This window comes from Mycobacterium sp. E1715 (assembly GCF_001667625.1).
GTDB lineage: Bacteria > Actinomycetota > Actinomycetes > Mycobacteriales > Mycobacteriaceae > Mycobacterium.
In genome coordinates this window covers 1-11206 of the sequence record NZ_LZJJ01000167.1, presented here as the reverse complement: position 1 = coordinate 11206, position 11206 = coordinate 1, and the positions used below count along the sequence as shown (strand labels likewise).

At 70.4% G+C, this 11206-nt stretch carries 7 protein-coding genes and 1 pseudogene; 2 read left to right on the top strand and 6 right to left on the bottom strand.

Features of this window, described 5'->3' with window-relative positions:
• Positions 1 to 186 precede the first annotated feature (186 nt).
• From A9X03_RS09250 to mutA, 4 genes and pseudogenes are all read right to left on the bottom strand, one after another.
• Positions 187 to 1473, bottom strand: coding sequence for a serine hydrolase domain-containing protein (locus tag A9X03_RS09250; RefSeq protein ID WP_068260695.1), 1287 nt, complete (start codon positions 1471 to 1473; stop codon positions 187 to 189).
• A gap of 52 nt (positions 1474 to 1525) precedes the next feature.
• Positions 1526 to 2526: pseudogene (gene meaB, locus A9X03_RS09245) on the bottom strand (methylmalonyl Co-A mutase-associated GTPase MeaB).
• Entirely contained in the window at positions 2527 to 4779 is a 2253-nt protein-coding gene (gene scpA / locus A9X03_RS09240; RefSeq protein ID WP_068260693.1) for a methylmalonyl-CoA mutase, read from the bottom strand.
• Positions 4780 to 4784: 5 nt separating this feature from the next.
• The gene (gene mutA / locus A9X03_RS09235) at positions 4785 to 6662 is read right to left on the bottom strand and encodes a methylmalonyl-CoA mutase small subunit (RefSeq protein ID WP_068260691.1); all 1878 of its coding nucleotides are present in this window, start codon (positions 6660 to 6662) and stop codon (positions 4785 to 4787) included.
• Positions 6663 to 6830: 168 nt separating this feature from the next.
• Here mutA and A9X03_RS09230 point away from each other — a divergent pair, with 168 nt between their 5' ends.
• On the top strand, positions 6831 to 7598 hold the full coding sequence (locus A9X03_RS09230; RefSeq protein WP_068260688.1) for a TVP38/TMEM64 family protein: 768 nt from the start codon (positions 6831 to 6833) through the stop codon (positions 7596 to 7598).
• Between the two features lie 136 nt (positions 7599 to 7734).
• Positions 7735 to 8526, top strand: coding sequence for an endopeptidase (locus A9X03_RS09225; RefSeq protein ID WP_082954749.1), 792 nt, complete (start codon positions 7735 to 7737; stop codon positions 8524 to 8526).
• A gap of 428 nt (positions 8527 to 8954) precedes the next feature.
• Here the strand turns inward: A9X03_RS09225 and A9X03_RS09220 are convergent, their stop codons facing one another.
• Positions 8955 to 10475, bottom strand: a complete 1521-nt coding sequence (locus tag A9X03_RS09220; RefSeq protein ID WP_068260686.1) for a cell wall metabolism sensor histidine kinase WalK — start codon at positions 10473 to 10475, stop codon at positions 8955 to 8957.
• Positions 10472 to 11185 carry a response regulator transcription factor gene (locus A9X03_RS09215; protein ID WP_067887159.1) on the bottom strand — a complete coding sequence of 238 codons (714 nt, stop codon included), beginning with the start codon at positions 11183 to 11185 and terminating at the stop codon, positions 10472 to 10474. The genes A9X03_RS09220 and A9X03_RS09215 overlap by 4 nt, the downstream gene beginning before the upstream one ends.
• Positions 11186 to 11206: the final 21 nt, after the last annotated feature.

Below are 11206 nucleotides of genomic sequence, written 5' to 3'. Positions count from 1 at the left end.
TATTACCCCAACGACACCCGGACTTCGCACATCGGCCTGCTCGGAGAGGTTTCTTTTCACGCGACGCCGTCAGCGGGAAATTCAGAAGATTAGGCGACGGACCGATTTACGGCAAACGCGCCGTGAGAAATCGCTATGCCCTTTTCGTCTTGACCCGCTGACCAAATTGATCGCGTGCCTTTTTCCTCAGCCCGCGACGGCTCCCGGCTCGAAGAAAGGCGCGCCATATTCGGTCACCGGCGAGAACCCGCGCTTGCGCGCCCTGTCGGCGGCCTTGCGGATCAGCGCATAGATGCCGACGAACGCGGCGTGGTCGGTCGCCACGAACGGGGTCAGCAGCCGGTTGTGCACCAGCGAGAAGGCCACGCCGCTCGACGGGTCGGTCCAGCCGAGCGAACCGCCCAGCCCGACGTGGCCGAAGCCGGGCATCACGTTCCCGATGGGCAGGCTGTGGTAGCCCAAGTGGAAAGCCAGCGGCATGAACAGGTTTCGGTCCGGACGCAGGCTCCGCCGACCGGTCAGGCCGGCGACCAACTCGCGGGACAGGAACCGGATGCCGTCGACCTCGCCGCCGTTCGCGATGGCGCCGTACATCCGTGCCAGCCCGCGGGCCGTCGCCACCCCGTTGGCCGCGGGGATCTCCGCGTCCAGCAAGGGGGTATCGCCCTGGACCGCGGCGACCATGCCCGGGAAGTACATGGACCGGAAGCCGCCGGACAGCTCGTTGGCGACCTTGCGCGTCACAAAGCTGAGGACCGGGTTCCGCACCAGGTTCTGCGGCGCGATGATCTCGGCCACCCGCGTCGGCGCCCCGGCCGGCGGGCGACCCAGGTACAACCCGTCGGTGCCCAGCGGCTCGGCGAGCTCCTCGCGGATCAGGGCTCGCATGCCCTTTCCGGTCACGCCCCGGGCGAGGCCGGACATCAGCCAGCCGAAGGTCAGCGCGTGGTACGCCGACTTGCCCAGCAGCCGCCCCGGCGACGCCGCGGCCAGCCGTTCCTCCATCACGACGTGGTCGAGCAAGTCTTCACTGCTGGCGCCCCGCAGTCCCGACAAGCCGGCGGCGTGCCGCATCACGTCGCGCACGGTGAGGTTGCCCTTGCCGTTGGCGCCGAACTCCGGCCAGTACTCGGCGACGGGGGCCTCGTAGTCGATCAGCCCGCGGTCGGCGAGGCGGTGGATGACGGTGGCGGCCATGCCTTTGGTCGCCGAGAACACCATCGGTGCGCTGTCGGCCGACCACGGCCGGTGGCCGCCGCGATCGGACCAGCCGGTCCACACGTCGACGACGGGTTGACCGTCGAGGTACACGGCCAGCGCGCCGCCGCCGAACCGGCGGGCGGGAAACATCGTGGAAAAGCTGCGAACGACGCATCCGAAGTGTGAGTCCGCCGCGCCGGACACACGGTGACCTGCGTCAAGGTCATCGTGGACAGGGACCGCGCGGCGATCGACTCGGTTTTCCACCGTCACAATGTCAAATTTACTTGGATTTCACACCTTCCCGGAGCGAAATCTAGATTGTTTACCTATCCGTTAGTCTGACGCTGCCGTCAATATTTGCTCGGCGGCCAGCGCGGGGGTCAGTTCTCCCGCCTTGACCTGGCGCTCGACATCGGCGCGCATCTTGCGCACCTTGGGGTTGGCCAGCACCCGGTCCAAGACGGTGTCGCGCACCATCTGCCATGTCCAGTCGACCTGCTGGGCGCGCCGGCGCGCCTCGAACTCGCCGGCCTCGGTGAGCACCTGCCGATGGCGTTCGATAGTGTCCCACAGCTCCGTCAGACCGGTCCCCTCCATCGCGCTCATGGTGAGAACCGGTGGCCGCCAAAGTGTTTCGCGCGGGTGTATCAGCCTGATGGCCGAGGACAGTTCCCGGGCGGCCACCCGCGCCTCGGCGAGGTGTTCGCCGTCGGCCTTGTTCACCACCACGATGTCGGCCAGCTCGAGCACGCCCTTCTTGATGCCCTGCAGCTGATCGCCGCCGCGCGCCAGGGTCAGCAGGACGAACGTGTCGACCATGTTGGCCACCGTCACCTCGGACTGACCGACGCCGACGGTCTCGATGATGATCACGTCGAAACCGGCGGCCTCCAACAACACCACCGTCTCGCGGGTGGCCTTTGCTACGCCGCCCAGCGTGCCGGACGTCGGCGACGGGCGGATGTACGCGTCCGGGTGCACGGCCAGGCGCGCCATCCGGGTCTTGTCGCCGAGGATCGATCCGCCGCTGCGCGTCGACGACGGGTCGACGGCCAATACCGCCACCCGGTGGCCGTGCTCGATCAGGTGCATGCCGAGGGCCTCGATGGTGGTCGACTTGCCTACCCCGGGTGTTCCGGTGATGCCGACGCGATGTGCGTTGCCCGCGTCGGGCGTCAGCTCCAGCAGCAGCCGCTGCGCCTTCTCGTGATGATCGGCGCGGGTGGACTCCAGCAGCGTGATGGCCCGTGGCAGCGCCGCCCTGTCGCCACGGCGAACGGCGTCGGCCAGGTCGTCGACGGAATCGCTCTTGCGGCCGGCCATCTAGTCGAGCGGGTAACCCAGACGCTCGGCCAGCTTGTGCAGCAGACCGATCGCGGCGTCGGCGATCACCGTCCCGGGCGGGAAGATGGCGGCGGCCCCGGCCTGGTACAGCTCGTCGAAGTCACCGGGCGGGATGACGCCACCGACCACGATCATGATGTCGGGCCGTCCCACCTCGGCGAGCGCGTCGCGCAGCGCCGGCACCAGCGTCAGGTGGCCGGCGGCCAGCGACGAGACACCGACGACGTGCACGTCGTTGTCGGCGGCCTGCCGGGCCACCTCCTCGGGCGTGGAGAACAGCGAGCCGACGTCGACGTCGAAGCCCAGGTCGGCAAAGGCCGTCGCGATCACCTTCTGACCGCGGTCGTGACCGTCCTGACCCATCTTCGCCACGAGAATTCTCGGCCGTCGGCCGTCGGCCTCGGCGAACTTCTCGACCAGTTCCGTGGCGGTTGCGATGTTGGGGGCCTTTCCGGCTTCGTCGCGGTAAACACCGGCGATCGTGCGGATCTCCGCCTGGTGCCGGCCGTATACCTTTTCCAGCGCGTCGGAGATCTCCCCGACCGTCGCCTTGGCCCGGGCGGCGTTGATCGCCAGCGCCAGCAGATTATTACCCAGCCCGTCCTCGCCGGCGCGGCCGTGTGCCGCGGCCGCCCGGGACAGGTCGGCCAGCGCGGCCTCGACGGCGGATTGGTCGCGGCTGGCCCGCAGCTCCTTGAGCTTGGCCAGCTGCTCGGCGCGCACGCGGCTGTTCTCGACCTTGAGAACCTCGACCTCCTGGTCCTCCTCGACCTGATATTTGTTGACGCCGATCACCGGCTGCATCCCGGAGTCGATGCGGGCCTGGGTGCGCGCGGCCGCCTCCTCGATGCGCAGCTTCGGGATGCCGTCGCTGATGGCCTGGGCCATGCCGCCGTGCTCGGCGACCTCGGCGATGTGGGCGCGGGCCTTCTGCGCGAGCTGATGGGTCAGCCACTCCACGTAATACGAACCGCCCCAGGGGTCGATGGGCCGCGTGGTGCCCGACTCCTGCTGCAGCAGCAGCTGGGTGTTGCGCGCGATCCGCGCCGAGAAGTCGGTGGGCAGCGCCAGCGCCTCGTCGAGGGCGTTGGTGTGCAGGGACTGGGTGTGGCCCTGGGTGGCGGCCATCGCCTCGATGCAGGTGCGCGCCACGTTGTTGAAGGCGTCCTGCGCGGTCAGCGACCAGCCGGACGTCTGCGAATGCGTGCGCAGCGAAAGCGATTTCGCGTTCTTCGGGTTGAACTGGGCGACCAGCTCGCTCCACAGCAGCCGACCGGCCCGCAGCTTGGCGACCTCCATGAAGAAGTTCATGCCGATGCCCCAGAAGAACGACAGGCGCGGCGCGAACTTGTCGATGTCCAGGTCGGCGTCCAGGCCCGCCTTGATGTAGTCGACGCCGTCGGCCAGGGTGTAGGCGAGTTCCAAATCGGCTGTGGCGCCGGCCTCTTGGATGTGGTAGCCGGAGATCGAGATGGAGTTGAACTTCGGCATCTTGGCACTGGTGTAGCCGAAGATGTCGGAGATGATGCGCATCGACGGCTTGGGCGGATAGATGTAGGTGTTGCGCACCATGAATTCTTTGAGGATGTCGTTCTGAATGGTGCCGGCCAGCTTCTCCGGCGGCACGCCCTGCTCCTCGGCCGCCACCACGTACAGCGCCAGGATCGGCAACACCGCACCGTTCATCGTCATCGACACCGACACCGTCGACAGGTCGATGCCGTCGAACAGCTGGCGCATGTCGAGAATGGAATCGATTGCCACGCCGGCCATTCCGACGTCGCCCTGGACGCGGGGATGGTCCGAGTCGTATCCGCGGTGGGTGGCCAGGTCGAAGGCCACCGACAGGCCCTTCTGGCCGGCGGCCAGGTTGCGGCGGTAGAACGCATTCGACTCCGCCGCGGTGGAGAACCCGGCGTACTGGCGGATGGTCCACGGCTGATTGACGTACATCGTGGGGTACGGGCCGCGCAGGAACGGCGGTTCGCCCGGGAAGCTGTTCAGCGGGTATCCGCTCGCCACGACGGCGGCGCGGTCGGCGCCGATGTACACCGGTTTGACGGCGATGTCTTCGGGCGTGTGCCATTCGAGCTGATCGGGCGTGTACCAGTGCGCGGCCGCCGTTGCGGCGACGTGCTCGCGCACGGCGGCCTCGGTGGGCGGCGGCAGCGGCCGGTCGCCGTCCAGCGGGATTTCGGCGAAGTTGCCGATCACAGGTGCGGTTGTGGTCATTGCGGCTACGCTCCCAGTCGAGTGAGCAGGTTCGAAAGGGCTTCGACCGCATTGATTTTCGCGGTCAGGAACTCGTCGGGCCGGTGCTCGGCGTCGCCCAGGGCCTTTTCGGGTCCGGCCAGGTAGACCCGCGCCACCCCGGCGGCCCGCGCCGCCTCGACGATCGCCGCGGCCCCCTCCCCGTAGCGCTTGTCGGTGCCGCAGATAACGGCCGCGCCGGGCGACCCGGCGTCGGCGACGGCCTTTGCGACGCCCGTGGCGTCGACGGTTCCGGGGTTGACGGCTTCGATGCCGCCCGACGCCAGCAGGTTGGCGGCGAAGGTGGCGCGGATGTTGTGCTCGGCCAGCGGACCCAGCGGCAGCAGCAGCACCCGCGGTCGCGCGCCGGTGCGGGCCAGGAACGCATCGGAGCGATCGCGTAGCGCCTCGAACGCGGCGGCATACCGTCGCAGGTTGCCGGCGGCCAGCGGCGAACCTGGCGAATCTTCTTGCGGCAGTGCAGGTTCCGTCAGATTCGGGAACTCGTTGACACCGGTGATTGCGGTGCGCCGATGCGCGATGTCGTCGGCGCGGCGCGCGGCCACTTCGGCGATCTGGCCGGCGACGTAGTCGCGCGCGTCGACGAAACCGCCGTGGGCCTCGATGGCCTGGAAGTGCTCCCAGGCCCGCTCGGCGAGCCGCGCGGTGAGGTCTTCGACGAACCAGGACCCGCCGGCGGGGTCCAGCACCCGGCCGACGTGCGACTCCTCCAGGAGCAGCAACTGGGTGTTGCGGGCGATCCGGCGCGCGAAGCTTCTCGCCGTGCCCGGGAAGCCGCCCGGGATCGCCACGTCGAACGGCAGCACCAGCACGGTGTCGGCGCCGCCGACGCCCGCGCCGAACGCGGCCAGCGTGCAGCGCAGCATGTTCACCCACGGGTCGCGCTGGGTCATCATCGGCAGCGACGTCTCGGCGTGCACGGTGAAGGCGCCGCCGTCCGGGTCGCCGACGACCTCGGCGACCCGCGCCCACAGGCGGCGCACCGCCCGCATCTTGGCGAGCGTGACGAATTGGTCGTCGTCGGCGGCCAGCCGGAAGCTGATCTGCCGCAACGCCTCGCCGATCGGCACGCCCGATTCGGTGAGCCGCCGCAGATAGTCCACCCCGGCGGCCACGGTGCCGGCCAGCTCCCAGGTCGCGTTGGCGCCCAGGTTGTGGAAGGCCGGCCCGTCGACGGTGATCGCACGCACGCCGCGCTCTCGGGCCGCCCGCTTGGCGACCGTGACGACCTCGTCGAGCGCCGGCGCGGGACGGTCACTCAGCGCCGCGGTGAGCGGGTCGCCGCCCAGGTCGATCGACAGGAGTTCGCGCTGATCCCCCTCCACGCGGGCCGCCAGCGCCAACATCGCGTCGGCGGCGGTCGAGTAGTCGGCGCCCGCATCGATGATGACCGGCGCCATGCTCAGGTACACCCCGGCCAGGCTTTCCTCGAGCTGGTCGGCGGTCACGCCGGACTCCCCCACCCGCAGCACCAGCGCGCTCGCCCCGTTGCCCAGCGCCTCCAGCACCGCCGCGTTGACGTCCTTGGCCGCCACCCCGGCGACTCGGTCGGCCGGGAACGCCTCGGCCACCTTCCAGCCGGACTTGACGTCGTGCAGCGCGTCGGCGCCCCGCAGGTACGGCCACTCGCCCGGCAGCGGCGGTTCCGGCAGCTCGTCCAGCGCGGTGTACAGCGCCCGGATGGCGATGCCGTCATAGGTCGGGGTTTCCAGCAGCCGCTCGGGCTGGTCCCCGAGCTCCTCGGGGTCCTTCCGGGTGCTTTTCGATAGCACGCCGGCGACCGCGCTGCGCCAACGCCCGCGAACCTGTTCTAGTTCGGCGAGCTCGGGTACATCAATGGACACCGATTGCTCCCTTTTTCCCAGCAAATGGGGCCTGCGACTTACTAATGAGGCTAGTTGATCGGGCCTGTGGGCAGAAAACCGCGCGGCGCGACGAACGCGGCGGCGCGCCGATGAAACGCCAGCCTCGGGAAACGAGTTATTCACCTGGGCCCCGTAACCTTTACAGGCGTGACGGCTTCCGCCACCTGCAGAATCAACCGGACTCTGCGCGACCTCTCCGGCGCGCTGGGCGCAACCGCGCGTCTCCTGTCGCGGCCCCGGGCAATCGCCACAGTGGTCGGTATCACACTCCTGATCGCCGCCGCGTCATGGCTCCCGCTGCCCACGCCCGTGCAGATGCGCGACTGGGCCGAGTCGGTCGGCCCCTGGTTCCCGCTGGCGTTCCTGGCCGCGCACATCGTGGCGACCGTGGTACCGGTCCCCCGCACGGCCTTCACCCTGGCCGCCGGCCTGCTGTTCGGCCCGCTGCTCGGTGTGGCGCTGGCCGTCGGGGCCAGCACCGCGAGCGCGGTGATCGCGATGCTGCTGGTGCGGGCGGCCGGGTGGCGGTTGAACCGCCTGGTGCGCCACCGGTCGATCGACACGGTCGACGAACGCCTGCGCCAGCGGGGTTGGCTGGCCATCCTGTCGCTGCGGCTGATTCCCGCCGTGCCGTTCTCCGCGATCAACTACGCCGCCGGTGCGTCGACGGTGCGCCTGCTGCCGTACACGCTGGCGACGCTGGGCGGCCTGCTGCCCGGCACCGCCGCCGTGGTGATCCTCGGAGACGCCCTCGCCGGACACCCCAACTCGCTGCTGTACCTCGTCTCACTGTGCACGGCGACGCTGGGTTTGACGGGCTTGATCATCGAGATCCGCCATTTCCGCCGGCACCATCGCCGGGCAGACAGTCCCGTCGACGACGAGCCCTCCCCCCAGCCGGCCACCGTTCGCTGACCAGATCTCGCTAATCGCCACGGCCGCTGGGCCGAAGCTGGCAAGCTGGGGCCTCAGAGACCTACCGGCATCGCGCGCTCAAGGGGGGGTGTTGGCCGGAACCCACGTGCAGTATCCGCTGCCACAACGCTCCAGGATGCATTCCGCGTTGCTGGCGATCGCGGCGTTGTTCTGCGCCATGGCCTTCGTCGCCGCGGTGTCCCAGCTGTCCAGGAACGACGGCGCCCGCTCCCTCGCCCCACCGCCCGCCCTGGCACCGATCGACCTGCCCGCATCGAGCGCTATCGGCCCCGGCGCGGGCATCTTCGTCGAGTACGCCGACGGGTCGGGCGGAATGGGTTGCACCGCGGGATTTTTGGTGCACACCGCCGCCGGCGAGACCGGGGTGCTGACGGCCGGTCACTGCAACCGCCCGGGCGGGCCCGGCAAGGTGACGATGAACCTGGGCGGCGTCCTCCCCTACGCGACGGTCGGCACGTTCAGCCAGACGGTCAACGAGGGTGTGCACAAGGAGCAGCACGACATCGGCCTGGTCCTGCTCAACGGCGAAAGCGTCCCGCAGAGCGCGGCCATCGGGGCCTCCCTGCCGGTCGCGGGCGTCGCCACCAACCTGCAGATCGGCCAGGAACTCTGCAAGTTCGGCATGGGTTCCGGCGAGGCCACCTGCGGCCCGATCACGGAAGTCACCAAGAGCAAGGTCGTGTTCTTGGCGCCCGGCCAATGCGGCGACTCCGGCGGGCCGGTCTACCTCAACGACGGCGACGGCACCGTGCGCGCCGTCGGCATCCTCATCCGCGGGGGTGTCCCCGACCCGCCGAAGCCGGGATGTTCGGCCCCGGCGAGGTTCTCGGTGGCCGAGCTCGTCCAGCCCTGGCTGGACAAGTGGCGGCTGACCACCGTGACCGCGGTGTCGTCCGCGGCCGGCTGAAAGTTCGCCCGCCGCAAGGATCTTCAGGCTGGCTTCAGGCTCGCTTCCTAACGTCGCGGACGTCGCGGTGCGCGGGACGCTATTGCGCACCCGACGGGGATCGATCGCCGACAGAAAGGGAGAGATGGGCCCAGTGAAGATCAAACAACTCATCGCCGGTTCGCTACTGGCGGGCGCCCTTGGGGCGACCGCGGCCGGCTTCGGCGCCGCGGTGGCCAGCGCGGATCCGCCCCCGCCCCCGCCGCCGGGACAACCCTGGGGGCCGGGACCGGGTGGGCCCGGTGGACCACCGCCGCCGCCCGGACCACCGGGCGGACCGCCGCCGCCGGGGGCTCCGGGTGGTGGACCCTTCCGCCCGCCACCGCCGGGGCTCTAGTGCCGGGCGTGCGCTAGCGGCACCGAGCGGTGGCCGCCTCGACCTGGGGTGGTCACCGCTCGGCGCTCGGGTCGACGGCAGCGACGACCGGCAGGGTGAGGCGGAACTCGGCACCGCCGTCGCGCGGCACGCACACCAGCTCTCCGCCGTGGGCTCGGGCCAGCGCCCGGGCGATCGGCAGCCCGAGCCCTGCGCCGCCGTGATCTCGGGCGCGGCCGGCGTCCAGGCGCACCAGGCGCTCGAAGATCCGCTCGCGCTCCTCGTCGGGAATCCCTGGGCCGCTGTCGGTGACAGTCACCGCGGCGGCGCCGTCGTCGCGCCGGACGTCGATCGTGATGGCGCCTCCGGCCGGTGTGTAGCGGCGTGCGTTGTCGAGCAGATTGGACAGGATCTGCGCGAGCCGGGTGGGGTCCGCGTTGACGGCGAGGTCGGCCACGCCGGTGCGGCTGATCGCGAGTTGCGGCGCGAGCATCGCGGCCCGGTCGGCTTCGGCGTCCGCGATCGCGGCCAGGTCGACCTCGCGGGTGTCCAACGGCAGGCCCGCGTCGATGCGGCTCAGATCGAGCATGTCCGAGACGAGCCGGCCGGCGCGGCGGGCGTCGGACAGCAACAGGCTGGCCCGGCGGTACTGACCCTGCGCCGTGTCGTCGCCCTGATCCGCGGCGGAGGCGTTGTTGACGAGCTGTTCGGCGGCGACCTGAATCCCGGCGATCGGGGTCCGCAACTCGTGGGCGGCGTCGACGAGGAAGCGCCGGGTCGCGGTCTCGGCCCGCTGGGCGGTGTCCGCGGCCCGCTGGGCCCGGTTTTCGGAAGCCTCCAACGCGTCCAGCATCCCGTCGAAAGCGGTTGCGGCGCGCCCCAATTCGGTGTCGGCCCGGTCCGGGCGCAGCCGTCGCCCGCGGTCGCCGGTCCTGATGTCGTTCGCCAGCGCCGTCAGCCGGTCCAACGGGCGCAACGCCACCCGGCTGACCGCCACCAACAACAGCGCCGCGGTCAGGAGCGTCACCACGCCGGCCCCGATCATCAGCAGGCGCAGCTGGTGCGTCACCTGGGTGGTTTGCGTCGTGTCGGCGACCAGGATCACCCGGGAGCCATCCGGCAGCGGGCGCACGACGGCCGTCGCGGTGGCATCCGGCGGGGGCGGCGGGGGCGGCGGCGGCGGCCAGGGTGCAATGCCGGGCGGCGGCAAGTTCGGGCCGGGCGCGAACGGCGGTGGCGGAGCGAACGGCGGCGGGGGCGGAAAGGGCGGCGGGACAACGGGACCCGCGACGGTATCGGGGCTGATGCCGCGGTCGCCGTACGTTGCGCCGTCGGCGGTGACCAGCAGTGCCCGTACGCCGCCGCCGTTGAGTTCGGCGGCCAGCAGGTCGGGTGACGTGTGTGCGACGTCCAGTGCCTCGGCCCGGGATGCCGCGGCGAGGAGCCGGTCGTGCAGGTTTCTGCGGGCGAGGACGCCCAGGCTGAGGTCGACGGTCACGCCGAGCACCACCAGCAGCAGGGCGAGCAACGCCACCACCACCAGCGTCACCCGGCGCTGCAGGGACGGGGTCCGAGTCGTGGACGCGGCCGTCATGATCGCCGCGGCTGCAACCGGTAGCCGATGCCGCGCACGGTGTGCAGGATCCGCGGCCCGTGGGCTTCGAGCTTGCGCCGCAATCCACTGATATGCACCTGCACCAGGTTCGGATCGTAGGCGTCGTACCCCCAGACCCCGTTCAGGATCTGGCCGGCGCTGACGATGCGGCCGCGCTGTTCCACCAGGAAGGCCAACAGCCGCAGTTCGGTTGCGGTCAGGTCGAGGCGGCTACCACCGCGCGCGGCCACGCCCGCGTCGGCGTCCAGCATCAGATCCCCGACCTGGACAACCTGCGGCAGCCGTCCGCGCCGGCGCAACACCGCCCCGACGCGCGACACCAGTTCGGCCAGCTCGAACGGTTTGATCACGTAATCGTCGGCCCCACCGTCCAACCCGCGCAGCCGATCCTGCAGGCCGTCCCGCGCCGTGATCAAGACGATCCCCACGTCGCCCCAGCCGCGGATGACGTCGATCAGGTCGAATCCATCGCGTCCCGGCAGCATGACGTCGAGCACCACCAGGTCCGGCCGCAGCCCGTCGAGCACCTCCTCCAAACCGTCACCGTCACAACGACCCGCGGTGTGATAGCCGATGTCGGTCAGCGCTTCGCTGACCATCTCCCGGATCGTCTCCGAGTCCTCGACCACCAGAATCCGCGGCGTGCCGACGCTGAAGTGGCCGGCGGCCGGGCGCGGGCAGTTCGTCATGACTCCATTGTGGGCGCCGGT

What these genes read in the sequence shown, in the direction of transcription:
- A9X03_RS09215 (WP_067887159.1), bottom strand. Translation starts at nt 11,185, where the DNA reads ATGACGAACTGCCCGCGCCCGGCCGCCGGCCACTTCAGCGTCGGCACG.
- scpA (WP_068260693.1), bottom strand. Translation starts at nt 4,779, where the DNA reads ATGACCACAACCGCACCTGTGATCGGCAACTTCGCCGAAATCCCGCTG.
- A9X03_RS09225 (WP_082954749.1), top strand. Translation starts at nt 7,735, where the DNA reads ATGCATTCCGCGTTGCTGGCGATCGCGGCGTTGTTCTGCGCCATGGCC.
- A9X03_RS09220 (WP_068260686.1), bottom strand. Translation starts at nt 10,475, where the DNA reads ATGACGGCCGCGTCCACGACTCGGACCCCGTCCCTGCAGCGCCGGGTG.